Raw genomic sequence first — 15676 nt, 5'->3', positions numbered from 1 at the left:
AGCTCGTTCCGCCTCCCCCTGATCCACCCCGCTCCACCTGGTTTCACCTGGTTTCACCTGCGTCAACCCGTACCACCCAGCACCAACAGGTGTGCCCCCGGGCCTTGTTCGACCCGGAGGCACACCCTCCGAATAATAAATTAGTAATTAATCTTGACGGCACCCGGATTTCTGCGACAGGCTGTGCCTGCCACAGGCAAAGCCGGGCCGTCAGGGGGCCTCAGTTCTGTCCCGTAGGCACTTAGGGAGTGCACAGATGACCGTTTTCAACGCCACCCGCCGCAGATTCCTCGTAGGAACAGGCGCAGTCGGCGCCGGCGCGCTGCTCAGCGGCTGCGTCACCTCGACCCCGTCCGCCTCCGGAGGAAAGTCCGGCGGCCCGGTGACCCTGCAGTCCAACCTCTCCTCCCCGCAGGCCAAGACCGCGATGCAGGCGGTCGTCGCCGCCTTCGACAAGCGCGGCGACACCAGGGCCCAGCTCAACACGGTCGCGTCGGAGACGTTCCGCACGCAGCTGCCGACCTACCTCACGTCGGCCAACCCGCCGGACGCCTACACCTGGTACCCCGGCTCCGTCGCCGAGTCGTACGCCAAGAAGGACCTGCTCCTCGGCCTCGACGACATCTGGGAGAAGCCCGAGCTCGCCGGCTACTCCGACGCACTGAAGAAGCTGTGCACCTCGGCCTCCAGCGGCAAGAAGGTCTTCGTGCCCACCAGCTACTACTGGTGGGGTGTGTTCTACCGGAAGTCGAACTTCGCCAAGTGGGGCGTCAAGGAGCCCAAGACCTGGGACGAGTTCCTCGACCTGTGCGACAAGCTCAAGAGCAAGGGCGTCGCCCCGATCGGCCTCGGCGCCGGCGGTGACACCCCCTGGGTCGCCTCCACCTGGTTCGACTACCTCAACATCCGCGTCAACGGTGCCGCGTACCACCGCGAACTCCTCGCGGGCAAGCACCGCTTCGACGACCCCGAGGTCCGCAAGGTCTTCGACAAGTGGGACGAGGCCCGCCCGTTCTTCGACCCCAACGGCACGGCCATCCCCTTCCAGGACGCCACCACCGCCCTCCTCCAGGGCCGTACCGGCATGATGCTCATCGGCACCTTCTTCGCCGACGCCGCCCCCAAGGACGCCCTGGACGATCTGGACTTCTTCCAGTTCCCCATCATCGACCAGAAGGTGCCGGTCGCCGAGGAGGCGCCCACCGACGGCTACTTCGCCAGCGCCCGCACCAAGCGTGTCGACGGGGCCAAGGAACTGCTGCGCTACCTGGCCTCCGCCGAGGCACAGGAGCTGTACCTCAAGAACTCGTCCGGCACCGCGCTGCCCACGCACCCGGACGCCAAGGACGCCGGCACCCCGCTGGTCCTCAAGGGCCGCAAACTCATCGAAAGCGCCACCGACGTGACGCAGTTCTTCAACCGGGACTCCAGCGACGCGCTCCAGCCGACCGCTGACACGGCGCTCGTGCACTACCTGGCGAAGCCCAAGCAGGTCGGCTCCATCCTCACCACGTGGCAGCGCAGCGCACAGAAGATCTGGAGCCAGTGACAATGGCGCTGATCGGTTCCGCACGACGGTCCAGGGCCACTCGGGTGCCCCCGGTGGTCCTGGCCTTCGTTCTCGTCCCGCTGCTCGCCGAGGCGTTCTGGGTCTTCTGGCCGGCACTCCAGGGCTTCTACCTTTCCCTGACCTCCTGGGACGGTCTGTCGGCCCCGAAGTTCGTCGGCCTCGGCAACTTCAGCGAGATGGCGCACGACGCGGTCTTCCGCACCGCCGCGATCAACACGGTGCTGTGGCTGCTGCTTTTCGGCGGGCTGTCCGCCGCCCTCGGGCTCGGTGCCGCGATGCTGCTCCAGCAGGAGCGGCGCGGCATCGGGTTCTACCGGGCGGCGCTCTTCCTGCCGGTTGTCTTCTCACTGGTCGCCACCGCGCTGGTGTGGCAGGCCATGTACCAGCCGGACGGCCTGATCAACAACGTGCTGGGGGCCATCGGTCTCGGCGGCTGGAAGCATGCCTGGCTCGCCGACCAGGACACCGCCTTCTACGCGGTCATCGTGCCCGCGCTGTGGCGCCAGGTCGGCTATGTGATGGTGCTGTACCTGGCCGGCCTCAAGGGCATCGACCCCGTGCTGTACGAGGCGGCGAAGGTCGACGGCGCCACCCGACTGCAGCAGTTCCGGCACATCACCCTGCCGCAGCTGCGCAGCGTCAACGCGGTCGTCCTGTCGGTGATCGTCATCGACTCCCTGCGCTCGTTCGACGTGGTGTGGGCGCTCACTCGCGGCGGCCCCTACCACTCCTCCGAACTGCTGAGCACCTACATGTACTCCACCGCGTTCCAGTCCCTGCGCCTGGGATACGGCTCCGCGCTCGCCGTCGTCATCTTCGTGCTGGCCTTCGGCGTCATCGCGAGCTACCTCGTGCGCGCCTTCCGGGAGGCCGACTGATGACCGCCACCGACGCGACCGCGCACATCAGCGGCGCCGAAGGCTCGTCGGGCCAGGCCGGCCCCGCCAAGGTCGCGGCGCCCCGCCGCCCCGTCCTGAGCGGCCGCAGCCTGCGCACCACCGGGTTCCACCTCACCGCGGGCCTGCTGTCCGCGGTGTGGCTGCTGCCGATCGTCCTCGTGCTGGTCACCAGCACCCGGACGTTCGACGACATCGCCGCGCACGGCGTCGGCAGCTGGCCGCACTCGTTCACCTTCGACAGCTTCCGCCAGGCGTGGGTGGACGGCGGCCAGCAGCGCGCCCTCATCAACAGCCTGCTCGTCACCATCCCCACGGTGCTGCTCTCGCTCGGCCTCGCCTCCATGGCGGCCTTCGGGCTCAGCCGCTACGACCTGCCCTTCCGGCGCGTCCTGCTGCTGGTCATGCTCGGCGGCAACCTGCTGCCCCCGCAGATCCTGCTGATCCCGGTGGCCAAGCTCAGCGAAATGCTCGGCATCTACGACCAGTTGTACGCCCTGATCGGCGTGCAGGTCGGCTTCGGCGTCGGGTTCTACGTCTTCGTCCTGCACGGCTTCATGCGGGCGATCCCCGGCGAGATCCAGCAGGCCGCCGTCATCGACGGCGCGAATCCGTGGCAGATCTACTGGCGGATCATCCTGCCGCTGGCCCGCCCGGCGCTGGCCGCGCTGACCGCCCTTTCGTTCACCTGGATATTCAACGACCTGCTGTGGGCCATCACGGTGCTGCGCACCGACACCCAGATGCCCATCACCGCCTCCCTCATCGGGCTGCAGGGCCAGTACGTGTCCATGTGGAACGTGATCGCGGCCGGCTCGGTGATCGCAGCCGCCCCGACGGTGGCCGTCTTCCTCCGCTTCCAGCGCTACTTCGTGGCCGGACTGAACCTCGGAGCCGTCAAGTGACCCCGCACGACCGGTGGCTGCTGCGCACCGACACCACCACCTACGCCGTCACCCTCGGCGGCGACGGCCGCTGGGCCGAACTCGCCGCCTGGGGTCCCCACGGCGTCGAGGACGGGCCGTCGCCCATGGACTGGTCGCGGCGCACCCACTTCATCATCCCCGCCGACGCCGCCCCGGCCGAGTACATCCCTTACGGGCTGCGGCCGTTCACCGGCGCCGACCTGATCGCCTCCCACCCCGGCGGCGAGCGCGGCAGCTGGTGGCGGTTCACCGGCGCCACACAGGACGGAGACCGGGCGCTGCGCCTGGAGTTCGCCGACGACGTCCTCGGGCTGCGCACCACGCTCCGCTACGAGACGGTGCCCGGCACGGACGTCGTCCTGCGCTGGACGGAGCTGAGCTGCACCGGCGAGACCGAGGTGCGCCTGGAGCGCTTCGACTCCGCCGCCGTCAACGTGCCCGTGCAGGGCGGCTCGAGGCTGACGTACCTGGCCGGCCAGTGGTCGCAGGAGTTCCAGCTGAAGCACCTGGAGCTGGAACGCGGCCGCTTCGAGATGGAGAGCACCCAGGGCTCGGCCGGGCACGCCTACCACCCCTGGCTCGCGGTCCAGGACGCCGCCGCCCCCGCCGAGGGCGCCACCCCCACGTACGGCATCGCCCTGGAGTGGTCAGGCAACTGGCGGATCACCGCCGACGCCGAGCCCGGCGGCGCCGTACGAGTGCGGGCCGGCCGCGTGCCCCACGAGGGCGCCGTCCGCCTCGCCCCCGGCGCCACCCTCGTCACGCCCCGACTGGCCTGCGCCTTCAGCCCGGACGGGCTCGACGGGCTGGCCCGCGTGTGGCACCGCTACGAGCGGCACCTCACCGGCGAGCGCATCGACCGGCCGCGCAAGGTCCTCTACAACTCGTGGGAGGCGACCGGCTTCGACGTCGACGCCGCCGGGCAGCTGGAGCTCGCCAAGACGGCCGCGGAACTGGGCGCCGAACTCTTCGTCGTCGACGACGGCTGGTTCACCGGACGCTCCGACGACACCGGCGGTCTCGGCGACTGGGACCCGGATCCGGCCGAATTCCCCGGCGGGTTCGACCGGTTCGTCGAGGACGTCCGCGCCCTCGGCATGGACTTCGGCCTGTGGGTGGAGCCCGAGGGCATCAGTCCCCGCTCCAGGCTCTATGCCGAGCACCCCGAGTGGGTGTACCGGATCGAGGGCCGGCCCGTGACGCTCGTACGCAACCAGCTTCTGCTCGACCTCGGCCGCGAGGACGTCCAGGAGTTCGTCATCGGCACCCTCGACCGGCTGCTCGGCGACCACGCCATCAGCTACCTCAAGTGGGACATGAACCGGCCGCCCACCGAGCGCGGCCGCCCCGGCCACCCGGCAGGTCCCGACCCCGAGCTCCAGGACCTCGACGCCGCCCACGCCGCCGGCTACCTACGCGTCCTGGACCACCTGCGCACCGCCCACCCGCACGTCACCGTCGAGGGCTGCGCCGGCGGCGGCGCCCGCGTCGAGCACGCCACCCTCGCCCGCACCGACGTGGTGTGGCCCAGCGACAACACCGCACCCATGGACCGGCTGCGCATCCAGCACGGCTACCTCCACGCGCACGCCCCGCACACCATGAGCTCCTGGGTCACCGACGCCCCCGGCGTCTTCGACCCGCGCCCCCGCTCCCTCGCCTTCCGGTTCGTCAACTCCATCGCCGGAGTCCTGGGCATCGGCGCCGACATACGCCACTGGACGCCGCAGCAGCGCGCCGAGGCCACCGAGTGGATCGCCCGCTACAAGGAGATCCGCGCCATCGTCCACCACGGCGAGGTGAGCCTGCTCGGCAGCCCCGCCGACCCGACCTGCGGCATCCAGTACGAGGAACCCGGCGGAGCCCACCTGGTGGTGACGGCCTGGAACACCGGCCCGCTGGACGGCGCGCCCCTGGTGCCCGGCCGGGCCGCCCGGCTCCGGCTGCGCGGCCTGCGGCCGGACGCCGTCTACACCGACACCGCGGCCGGCACCCGCTACAGCGGCGCGTACCTGCTCCACTCGGGGCTGCCGTTCGCGTGGACCGCCGCACACGACGCGGAGCTGACCGTCCTGGCCCGGCAGTGACGACAGCGAAAGAATCTGTACCCCATCTCCCTCTCGAACAGGAGACGATTCACCTCATGAACCCAGCCGGCCGCTTCACCAACCGCGTCGCCGTCGTCACCGGCGCCGCGTCGGGCATCGGCGCGGCCTCCGCGGCACGCCTCGCCGCGGAGGGCGCGGCCGTCGTCCTGGTCGACATCGCCGCCGACCGCGGCGAGGAAATCGCCGAGCGGCTGCGCAAGGACGGGGCCCGGGCCCTCTTCGTCGCCGCCGACGTCGCGAGCGAGGACGACTGGCAGCGGGTGATCACCGCCGCCCACAGCTTCGGGCCCGTGGGCGTCCTGGTCAGCAACGCGTACACGGTGACGGTCGCGCCGGCCCACGAGACCAGCCTGGCCTCCTGGGAACGGCAGCTGTCGGTCAACCTCACCGGCGCCTTCCTGGGCGTCAAGGCGACACTGCCCGACCTGCGCGAGCACCAGGGGACCGTGGTGCTCGTCTCCTCCGTCCACGCCCATCGAGGGATCCCCGGCCACCCGGCGTACGCGGCGAGCAAGGGCGCGCTGCTGTCGCTGTGCGGACAACTCGCCGTCGAGTACGGCCCCGAGGTCCGCGTCAACGCCTTGCTGCCGGGACCGATCCTCACCGCCGCCTGGGACCGCGTCTCGTCGGCCGACCGCGAGCTCAGCGTCGCCGAGACCGCGGCCCGCCGCTTCGGCACTCCCGAGGAGGTCGCCGCCGCCGTCGCCTTCCTCGCCTCCGAAGAAGCCTCCTACATCACCGGATCGAGCCTGCTCGTGGACGGCGGCTGGAGCGTCACCAAGGCGTCCGCCTGACGCGACCGACCGCTCCACCCACCGACCGACCAGCAAGAAAGGCAAACACATGACGCCATACGCGCGCCGCGGAGTGCACGGCCAGACCGTGGAGACCCTCGCCCGCCGGGTGCTCAGCGGCGAGATCCCCGAGGGAGCGACGCTCGACATGGCGGCCCTGCAGAGCGAACTGGACGTCAGCCTGACGGCCCTGCGTGAATCGCTCAAGGTGCTCGCGGCCAAGGGCATGGTCGACGCCCGGCAGAAACGCGGCACATTCGTCCGGCCCCGCTCCGACTGGAACCTGCTCGACGCCGACGTACTGCGCTGGCAGTTCTCCGAGAGCACCGGCACCGGCACCGACCTCGCGCTGCTCCGCAACCTCGGCGAGGTCCGCGGCATCATCGAACCCGCCGCCGTACGGCTGGCCGCGGTCCGCCGCACCGACGCCGACCTCGAGGCCTTGGAGAAGGCACTGACCGCGATGGGTCAGGAGGGCGGCGCGAGCGACGCCGTCGAGTCCGACCTCGCCTTCCACCGGGCGCTGCTCGCGGCCACCCACAACGAACTGCTGGAACGCATGGAGATGGTCATCGAGTCGGGCCTGGCCCAGCGCGACCAGCTCGTGCACAGCGCCCCCCACAGCGAGGACCCGGTCCCCAGCCACCGAGCCGTCCTCGACGCCGTGCGCGACCAGGACCCGGACGCCGCGGAACACGCCATGCGCGCCCTGCTCGACCAGGCGACCCGCGACCTCGACAAGCTCAGCGGAACGTCCGCCCCCGAGGGCGCGAACACCTCCGCCGATGAGAAGGACGGCCAGTCACAGTGAAGATCGCGCGCGTCGAGACTTTCCTCGTCCCGCCCCGTTGGCTCTTCTGCCGCATCGAGACCGACGACGGCGTCGTCGGCTGGGGCGAGCCGGTGGTGGAGGGCCGGGCCGAGGTGGTCCGGTCAGCCGTGGAGGTGCTGGCGGAGTACCTGGTGGGCCAGGACCCGCTGCGCATCCAGGACCACTGGCAGGTGCTGAGCAAGGGTGGCTTCTACCGGGGCGGCCCGGTCCTCTCCAGCGCTGTCGCCGGTATCGACCAGGCCCTGTGGGACATCGCCGGCCGCGCCCTCGGTGTGCCGGTGCACACCCTGCTCGGCGGCCCGGTGCGCGACACCGTCCGGGTATACGCCTGGGTCGGCGGCGATGAACCCGAGGGCCTCAAGGAGGCGGTCACCGCCCAGATGGAGGCCGGCTTCACCGCCGTCAAGATGAACGCCGCCGGGCGCACCCCGCCGATCGGCAGTCCCGCCGAGACGGCCGCCGTCGTCGAGCGCGTGGCCGCCGCGCGCGAGGCCCTGGGCCCGCACCATGACGTCGCCGTGGACTTCCACGGCCGTTTCAGCGCCGCCAACGCGCGGCGCGTGCTCCACGAGATAGCCCCGCTGCACCCGCTGTTCGTCGAGGAACCCGTTCTGCCCGAGCAGGCACATCTGCTGCCCGGACTGGTCGCCGCCTCGTCCGTGCCGCTGGCCACCGGCGAACGGCTCTACGGGCGGGCCGACTTCCTCCCGGCGCTGACCGCGGGCATCGCCGTGGCCCAGCCGGACCTGTCGCACGCCGGCGGGATATCGGAGGTCACCCGGATCGCCTCGCTCGCCGAGACCTTCGGGGCCCACCTCGCGCCGCACTGCCCGCTCGGTCCCATCGCGCTGGCCGCCAGCCTCCAGGTCGCCTTCGCCACGCCCAACTTCCTGATCCAGGAGCAGAGCCGCGGCATCCACTACAACAAGGACGCCGACCTGCTGTCCTACCTGGTCGACACCGAGCCCTTCCGCTTCGTCGACGGTCAGGCGCACCGCACCACTCTGCCCGGACTCGGCGTCGCCGTCGACGAGGACGCGGTCCGCGCCGCCGACCGGTCAGGCCACGCCTGGCGCAACCCCGTCTGGCGGCACGCCGACGGCTCCTTCGCCGAATGGTGAGCGTCACGCGCCTGCCCGTCCGCGTCGCCACCGACCCGGACCACGGCGGACGCTGGACCTCGCTGACCGCGGGCGGCCGCGAGTGGCTGTGGCACCGCGACGAGCCCCGCCGCCGCACGGTCCGGCCCGGTGACCCCTTCGCCGACGCCGGCGGACTGGAGGAGTGCGTGCCCACCGTGCGCGGGCTGCCCGACCACGGGGACACCTGGTCGCGGGCCTGGCACAGGGAGGGCGAGGAGGACGTCGCGGAGTGCCCCGACTTCCGCCTGACCCGGCGCATCGGCGAGCGAGGGGACGTGGTCGTCGCCGACTACACGCTCTCCGCCGTGCCCGGGTACCACTTCGTATGGGCCGCCCACGCCCTGCTGGACCTCTCCCCGGCCGCCCGGATCGGCATCTCCGGACCGGCGGTGACCCGGCTCTACCCGGACGAGGGCGACCGCTGGGTCACCGGCACCTGGCCCAGCGTCGACGGCGTACCGCTGGACCTGCTCGGCCCGGACGACGGGAGCGCTGTCGGAGCGGTCGTCCTCACCTCCCAGGTGTCCGTGCACGACGGCGCCGACACACTGCACCTGTCCGTCGAGACCGACGGACAGCCGGTCGCGGTCGCCCTCTGGCGCAACCTCGGCGGCTTCCCCCAGGGAGCGCCGTACCGCTCGATCGGCGTCGAGCCGATGCTCGGCCGCGTCTTCGACCGCGCCGCGGGGGACGACGGCGACACCGCGGTCGTGCCACCGACCGGCGAGGTCGCCTGGCGGCTCACCGTCACCGCGACCCGCCGCGTCTGAACCCCCGTCACCAGGCCGCACCTGAACCTCCATCACCAGAAGGGATGTCGGATGAACCTGCTCGCCGCGCTGCGTGCCCACCGACTGCTCGCCATCGTCCGCGGCAGCGACCCGGACGCCGCGCTGACCACTGTGCTCACCCTCGTCGAGGAGGGCGTCACCCTCATCGAGGTCTCCCTCTCCGGGCGCGACGCGCTCGACGTCATCGCGCGGGCCCATGCCGCGCTCGGCCCCGACGCGACGCTCGGCGCCGGAACCGTGCTCAGCTCCGACGACGCCAGGGCCGCCCAGAAGGCCGGCGCGGCCTTCCTTGTCACCCCGGCGGTCAGCGACGGCATCGCCACCGGGCGGGAACTCGGACTCCCCGTGCTCGCCGGAGTGATGACCCCCACCGACATCCTCCAGGCACGGCGGCTCGGCGCCGACGCTCTCAAGCTCTTCCCGGCGGGCAGCGCCGGGGGCCCCAGGTATCTGCGGGACCTGCGCGGCCCCTTCCCGGACCTGCCCTTCGTACCTGTCGGGGGAGTGGACGCGGCGGCGGCCGACGTCTACCTGCGCGAGGGAGCCGCAGCCGTCGGCGTCGGATCGCCCCTGATCGGCGACGCCGCCGAGGGCGGCGACCTCACCGCCCTGCGCGAACGTGCCCGCGCCTTCCTGGAAGTCGTCCGCCCGCAGGCCCGCCCATGACCGCCCCCGCGGTCCTCGGGAGCGACCGCCTCGAACTGGGCGAGGGCATCCGCTGGACGGACGGCCGCGCCGTGCTGACCGACATCCTCACCGGCCGACTGCTCGCCGCGCCCGACGGGCCCGACACACCGCTCGCCCCGATCATCCAGCTGCCCTGCCCACTGGGCGTCGTGGCACCGGTGGAAGGGCGCCCCGGCCACTGGATCGCGGCGGCGGGCGCCGGCATCTGCCGTATCGACCCCGCGGGCCGCGTCGACTGGATCGCGCGCCCCGAGGAGGGCGCACCCGTGTCGATGCGGATGAACGACGGCGTCGCCGACCCGCACGGCCGCTTCTGGGCGGGCAGCATGGCGTACGAGGCCACCGAAGACGCGGGCTCCCTCTACCGCCTGGACCACGACGGCCGCGTCACCCGCGTCCTGCGGGACGTCACGATTCCCAACGGCCCGGCCTTCAGTGCCGACGGCACCATCATGTACCTCGCCGACAGCGCCCGGGGCATCATCCGCCGCTACCCGGTCGACCCCGTGAGCGGCGACCCGGGCACCCCCGAAACCTTCGTCACCCTCGGCTCCGGCAGCCCCGACGGCATGACCACCGACATCGAGGGCTGCCTGTGGACCGCCGTCTGGGGCACCGGGCAGGTCCACCGCTACCGCCCCGACGGCAGCCTCGACCGGATCGTCGATCTGCCCGCCGGGCAGCCCGCGGGACTCTGCCTCGGCGGTCCCGACGGCCGCACGCTCCTCGTCACCAGCGCGCGGATCGGCCTGGCCGCCCCGGGACCCCTCGACGGCGCCGTCTTCGCGGTACGGGTGGACGTCCCCGGCGCCCCCGCCGCCCCGTACCGCCCTGCGGTCCCCTCCGTTCCGGCCCCCACGGACCGCGCCGACACACCCTAGGAAGCCCACCATGAGCACCCACCGGCCACTGCGCCCCGGCCCCGTGGTCTGCGTCGGCGAGACCATGGCCGCCCTCGCACCCGACCCCCTCGGCCCGCTGGACGGCGCCGACCTGCTGCGCGTCGACATCGCGGGCGCCGAGTCGAACGTCGCCCTGTACCTCGCCGACCACGGCATCCCCGCCCGCTGGGTCTCCGCGGTCGGCGACGACCCCTTCGGCCGCCGCGTCCGCGCCCGGATCGCCGCGGGCGGCGTCGACATCAGCGGCGTCCGCACCGACCCCGAGCGGCCCACCGGACTGCTGCTCAAGGACCCAGGCGCGCACGGCACCCGCGTCCACTACCACCGCACCGGATCCGCCGCCTCGGCCCTCGCCCCCGACGTGCTCGACGACCCCGCGGTGGCGGGCGCCGCGCTCGTCCACCTCAGCGGCATCACCCCCGCCCTGTCGCCCGGCTGCCGCGCCCTTGTCGCACACGCGCTGCGCCCCGACCGCCCGTGGCCCGTCAGCTTCGACGTCAACCACCGCCCCGCCCTGTGGGCAGGCCGCTCCGCCGCCGATGTGCTGCGCCAGTTCGCGGACCGGGCCGACATCGTCCTCGTCGGCCTCGACGAGGCCCAGGCGCTGTGGGGGGACGGGATCACCGACGCCGAACGGGTCCGCGACCTCCTGTCCGGCCCGCGCGTCCTCGTCGTGAAGGACGGTGACCGCGCTGCCACCGCCTTCGTGGGGGACGCCGCCCACAGCGTGCCCGCCCTGACCGTGCGCGTCGCCGAACCGGTCGGCGCCGGCGACGCCTTCGCCGCCGGATTCCTCAGCGGCCTGCTGCGGCAACTGCCCGTGGACCGCGCCCTGCGACTGGGCCATCTGACCGCGGCCTCGGCCCTGAGGGTCGCCGCCGACCACGGCCCGCTGCCGGACCCCGCCCTCGTCACGGCACTCCTGGACGCCGACGAGGAGACCTGGCGGGCCGCCGTGATCGACTGATTCCTCCGGATCGGGTGTACACGACACATGCCGAGAGCCTCTGCCGCGACGGCTCGCGACGCGCGGGGCAAGGCGCTCTGGGAACTCGCCCAGCCCGCGCCAGGTCAGCTGCCCCGGCCAAGTGGTGGGCGGCCTGCGCGACGAGCACGACCAGGTCGTAGAACAATTCGAGCGGGCCGACCACCCGCTCGCGCGGCTGCTCGCCATGGGCGCGCGGCGGCCGCCACAGCTGACGCCGCAGCCGGGCCCACTGTTCGTGTCGCGAGGTCATGCCGGCAGCGTAGGGCTCCTGCGGACGAGAGACTCGGATACGGCCCACAGCCGGTCCGCGTTCTCCCGGTCCAGGGCGTACGGCGCGACGCCGGCGACGGCACCGGCTCGTTCGGTGACCGGTTCGGCCTGTGCGCAGTCCTCGAAGTAACGGCCGGTGATGCCGTCCACCGTCGGTGAGGCCGCCAACAGCACGGAGGTCGCGGCGCCCTGCTGCACGGTCTTCTGCGGTGGCAGCGCGAGTTCGCCCGAGGCGATGAAGTCGGCCACCTGCTGCATGTCCATGTGCCGGGCCAGGGACGTGTCGGCGATGTTGCCCGGCATCAGCGCGTTGGCGGTGATGCCGTCGTCGGCCCATCGCTCGGCGGCGCCGACGGCGAACAGGACGTTGGCGGTCTTCGACTGACCGTAGGAGGTCCAGGGGTCGTAGGGGCGGAAGCGGTAGTCCAGGTCGTCGAAGACGACCGGTGAGAAGAGGTGACCGATCGAGGCGACCGAGACGATCCGTGCGCCGTCCGCCGCCGCGAGTGCCGGGTGGAAAGGCCGGTGGCGAGGGCGAAGTGACCGAGGTGGTTGACGCCGAACTGCGTTTCCCGGCCGTCAGGTGTGCGGGTGAGTTCCGGCGGGGCCATCACTCCGGCGTTGTTGACCAGGATGTGCAACGGGCCCGTCCAGTCGGCGACGAACGTCTCGACCGTCGACCGGTCGGCCAGGTCGAGCCGTCCCACGGTCAACTTTCCTGACTTGGGCGGCAGTTCTTCCTCCAGGCGCGCGGCCACACGGTCTCCCGCGTCGGTGTTCCGTACGGCCAGGGTGACATCGGCGCCCGCTGCGGCGAGCGCCCGCGCCGTCTCCACCCCGATTCCGGAACTGGCTCCGGTCACCACGGCCCGGCGGCCGTGCAGGTCGACGCCGTCAATGATCTCGGCGGCGGTGGTGCTCGCCCCGAACGTGTGGGGTATCTGAGATACGGACATGAGGTGACTCTCCTGATGTGAGCGACTTGGGACATGCGAGGGCCGCAACGTGTTCGGCGCACTTGCCGATAGCGTTGCGGCGCCTCGGCGATGGGGGTTGGTCGCAGGGGCGGCCGGGCCGCACCTGGGACGGCAGGTCCGGTGGGGTTACCGGGAAGACGGCGGGCCGCCGACGGGAGCCCAGGCGTGAGCGTCGCCCACCGATGTGACACGGCCGAACACGTCGTCGGTGAAGTGCCCGGCGGCGATCACGGTGTCCGGCCGCTGGAGTACGTCGTCGCGCACCGCTCGGGCCTGGTCCGGAGCGGCGTCGGAGGAGAACACCAGATCGGGGTCGCCGACCTGAGCCGGGGAGTGAAGGATGTCTTCCACGATGCACACCGATTCGGTGCTGCCGCCCGACGGGTCCCGCACGACGATCGCCAGGTGTCCGGGGGTATGACCGCGTGTGGCCTCGACGGTCACCCCGGGAGCGATGCTGTCACCGCTCCTGACGAACTCGACGACGCCGTCGAGCGGCTTGAGCACCGCCTCGGCGTCCGGTCCGCCCATGGCCGCCGCCCTCGTCGACCAGTACTGCCACTCGTCTTCCGACATGAGGTGGCGCGCCCGGGCGAAGGTGAGGCCCGTGGGGGAGTTCGTCGCGGGCGTGTTCGGGAGCGGCGCGACATCGCTCGTCCAGCCGACATGGTCGAGGTGCAGGTGGGTGTACACCACCGTGTCGATGTCGTCGGCGGACAGTCCTTCCTCGGCGAGGTTCCGCAGAAGCGAACCGCCCTTGAGCTGAGCGACGCCGGGCACGTCCACGTCGATCTTCCCTACGGCCAGATCCACGAGGATCCGCCGGCCCCCGGCGCGAATCAAGAAGGATCCGAACGAGAGGATGAGCTGCCCGTCTTCGAGGAAGCCGGGTCGCGTCGTCCAGTCCACGCCGGGGAACAGGACGTCTGGGTTGTGCGCGCCGAAACCGTCGGGGAGAGAGGTGATCGTCGTGTCGCCGATGGTGATCTGGGACCGTGCGGCAGGCTGGGGCATGGGGGAGCCTTCGGGATGTGGAGGGCTTGGGACTGTGGGGGTACGGGGTTCGGCCCCGCGATGGGATCTTGTGAGGCGCCGGTCGGCTGTCAGCCGTTGAGCGTTCCCATCAACTCGGGTGCGTAGCGGTCGCCGGTGACCACGCCGTGCGGTGCGACCGCCTCGATCGCGGCGATGTCGTCGCCGGTCAGGGTCACCTCGGTCGCGGCGACGTTCTCCTCGAGGTAACGACGGCGCTTGGTGCCGGGGATGGCGACGGCGCCTTGGTGCAGGACCCAGGCGAGCGCCAGCTGGGAGGGTGTGACGTTCTTGGCGGACGCGATGCGGCGGACCTCGCGGGCGACGTCCAGGTTGCGGTCGAAGCTCTCGCCCTGGAACCGGGGGTCGGTACGGCGCCGGTCGTCCTCGGCGAAGTCGTCGGGGCTGGTGATCGCGCCGGACAGGAAGCCGCGCCCCAGCGGGGAGTAGGCGACCAGGCCGATGCCCAGCTCCCGCAGCGTGTCGCGCACCCCGTCCTGTTCGATACCGCGCTCGAAGAGCGAGTACTCGGTCTGGACTGCGGTGAGCGGGTGGACGGCGTGTGCGCGCCGGATGGTCTGTGCGGATGCCTGGCACAGGCCGATGTGGCGGATCTTGCCCTCGGCGACCAGTTCGGCCATCGCGCCGACGGTTTCCTCGATGGGCACCTTGGGGTCGATGCGGTGCAGGTAGTACAGGTCGACGTGGTCGGTGCCGAGGTGCCGCAGCGAGCGTTCGAGGGCCCGGCGGACATACTCGGGCCGGCCGTTGAGATCGACCATCTGGCCGTCGTCGCTGATCTCGATGCCGGTCTTCGTGGCGACCACGGCGGCCTCCCGGCGCCCTGCCAGTGCCTTGCCGAGAAGCCGCTCATTGACGAACGGGCCGTAGCTCTCGGCGGTGTCCAGCAGGGTGACGCCGAGTTCCAGCGCGCGGTCGATGGTGGCCAGCGACTCGGTCTCATCGGTGGCGCCGTAGAAGGCGCTCATACCCATGCAGCCGAGGCCTTGGGCTCCGACGGTCAGACCCTGGCCGCCCAGTGCACGGTGTTCCATGAAGGTCCCTTCAATAACTAACTGGATAGATACATTACCGTAGGCCCCCGGGTCGCCCGTGTCAATAACTAGATAGTTACTTGCTAGGGTGGCACATATGCCACGGGACTCCAGCGCCACCAAGGCCCGACTGCTCGACGCCGCCTTCACTGAATTCGCCACCTACGGCATCGCCGGCGCCCGAGTGGACCGGATCGCGGAGGCCGCGGGGGCGAACAAGCGGCTGATCTACGCCTACTTCGGCAACAAGGAGCAGCTGTTCGACGAGGTTCTGCGGCGGGCGATGACGGCGGGTGCCGAGTCGGTGCCGTTCGACGTCGAGGACCTGCCCGGATACGCGGGCGCGATCTTCGACCACCTCGTCGCCCGGCCGGACCTGATGCGCCTACGCCTGTGGAGACTGCTGGAGCGCCCCTCCACCACCGGACTCGAACCGGACGCCTTCCGGAGCAAAGCCGCCGAAGTGGCCGAAGCGCAGCGACGTGGGGAGGTCGCACAGGGCATGGAGCCCGCCGATCTCCTCACCATGGTGCTCGCCGCGGCGCAGGCGTGGTTCTGGGCCGCGGAAGGCCTCAAACCCGAGGACATCAGCCAGTCCTGGTCGCCGGAGCGGCTGGCCCTGCACCGCTCGGCAGTCATCGAGGCCGCCCGCCGGATGAGTGAGCCGAAGACCGCCGACGAGTAGCTGCTCCGTGGGTACGTGCAC

The 15676-nt window shown here is 71.6% G+C and carries 14 protein-coding genes and 1 pseudogene; 12 read left to right on the top strand and 3 right to left on the bottom strand.

The genetic code is table 11. The annotated features are described in order from the left end of the window. Positions 1-256: 256 nt before the first annotated feature. The 11 genes from OG819_RS36230 to OG819_RS36180 are packed head-to-tail and all read left to right on the top strand — an operon-like array spanning position 257 to position 11615. Positions 257-1549 (top strand): ABC transporter substrate-binding protein, encoded by a 1293-nt coding sequence (locus OG819_RS36230; RefSeq protein WP_266653348.1) that lies wholly within the window; start codon positions 257-259, stop codon positions 1547-1549. 44 nt (positions 1550-1593) lie between these two features. Continuing rightward, the gene (locus tag OG819_RS36225) at positions 1594-2448 is read left to right on the top strand and encodes a carbohydrate ABC transporter permease (protein ID WP_266633641.1); all 855 of its coding nucleotides are present in this window, start codon (positions 1594-1596) and stop codon (positions 2446-2448) included. Beyond that, positions 2448-3371, top strand: a complete 924-nt coding sequence (locus OG819_RS36220; protein ID WP_266633643.1) for a carbohydrate ABC transporter permease — start codon at positions 2448-2450, stop codon at positions 3369-3371. Before OG819_RS36225 ends, OG819_RS36220 begins: the two co-directional genes overlap by 1 nt. Beyond that, positions 3368-5479: an alpha-galactosidase gene (locus OG819_RS36215; RefSeq protein WP_266653346.1), complete on the top strand. Its 2112-nt coding sequence runs from the start codon at positions 3368-3370 to the stop codon at positions 5477-5479. The genes OG819_RS36220 and OG819_RS36215 overlap by 4 nt, the downstream gene beginning before the upstream one ends. Positions 5480-5535: 56 nt before the next feature. Beyond that, entirely contained in the window at positions 5536-6294 is a 759-nt protein-coding gene (locus OG819_RS36210; RefSeq protein ID WP_266653344.1) for an SDR family oxidoreductase, read from the top strand. A gap of 49 nt (positions 6295-6343) precedes the next feature. Then, complete coding sequence (locus tag OG819_RS36205; protein WP_266633650.1) at positions 6344-7105, top strand: FadR/GntR family transcriptional regulator; 762 nt, start codon at positions 6344-6346, stop codon at positions 7103-7105. Next, positions 7102-8247 (top strand): galactonate dehydratase, encoded by a 1146-nt coding sequence (gene dgoD / locus OG819_RS36200; protein WP_266633652.1) that lies wholly within the window; start codon positions 7102-7104, stop codon positions 8245-8247. The genes OG819_RS36205 and dgoD overlap by 4 nt, the downstream gene beginning before the upstream one ends. After that, entirely contained in the window at positions 8241-9038 is a 798-nt protein-coding gene (locus OG819_RS36195) for a hypothetical protein (RefSeq protein ID WP_266653342.1), read from the top strand. Before dgoD ends, OG819_RS36195 begins: the two co-directional genes overlap by 7 nt. A 51-nt stretch (positions 9039-9089) precedes the next feature. Further along, entirely contained in the window at positions 9090-9725 is a 636-nt protein-coding gene (locus OG819_RS36190) for a bifunctional 4-hydroxy-2-oxoglutarate aldolase/2-dehydro-3-deoxy-phosphogluconate aldolase (RefSeq protein ID WP_266653340.1), read from the top strand. Next, positions 9722-10627 (top strand): SMP-30/gluconolactonase/LRE family protein, encoded by a 906-nt coding sequence (locus OG819_RS36185; RefSeq protein WP_266633658.1) that lies wholly within the window; start codon positions 9722-9724, stop codon positions 10625-10627. The genes OG819_RS36190 and OG819_RS36185 overlap by 4 nt, the downstream gene beginning before the upstream one ends. Positions 10628-10637: 10 nt before the next feature. After that, positions 10638-11615 carry a sugar kinase gene (locus tag OG819_RS36180; RefSeq protein ID WP_266633660.1) on the top strand — a complete coding sequence of 326 codons (978 nt, stop codon included), beginning with the start codon at positions 10638-10640 and terminating at the stop codon, positions 11613-11615. Between the two features lie 267 nt (positions 11616-11882). Here the strand turns inward: OG819_RS36180 and OG819_RS36175 are convergent. The 3 genes and pseudogenes from OG819_RS36175 to OG819_RS36165 form a co-directional block, all read right to left on the bottom strand. Next, positions 11883-12862, bottom strand: a pseudogene (locus OG819_RS36175) (SDR family NAD(P)-dependent oxidoreductase). Positions 12863-13009: 147 nt separating this feature from the next. Next, complete coding sequence (locus OG819_RS36170; RefSeq protein WP_266653338.1) at positions 13010-13897, bottom strand: MBL fold metallo-hydrolase; 888 nt, start codon at positions 13895-13897, stop codon at positions 13010-13012. Between the two features lie 89 nt (positions 13898-13986). Continuing rightward, positions 13987-14970, bottom strand: coding sequence for an aldo/keto reductase (locus OG819_RS36165; protein ID WP_266653336.1), 984 nt, complete (start codon positions 14968-14970; stop codon positions 13987-13989). Positions 14971-15067: 97 nt separating this feature from the next. Here OG819_RS36165 and OG819_RS36160 point away from each other — a divergent pair, with 97 nt between their 5' ends. Continuing rightward, positions 15068-15655 (top strand): TetR/AcrR family transcriptional regulator, encoded by a 588-nt coding sequence (locus tag OG819_RS36160; protein ID WP_266633668.1) that lies wholly within the window; start codon positions 15068-15070, stop codon positions 15653-15655. Positions 15656-15676 lie beyond the last annotated feature (21 nt).

Source organism: Streptomyces sp. NBC_01549, from assembly GCF_026339955.1.
Lineage (GTDB): Bacteria > Actinomycetota > Actinomycetes > Streptomycetales > Streptomycetaceae > Streptomyces.
This window is presented reverse-complemented; position numbering and strand designations above follow the sequence as displayed.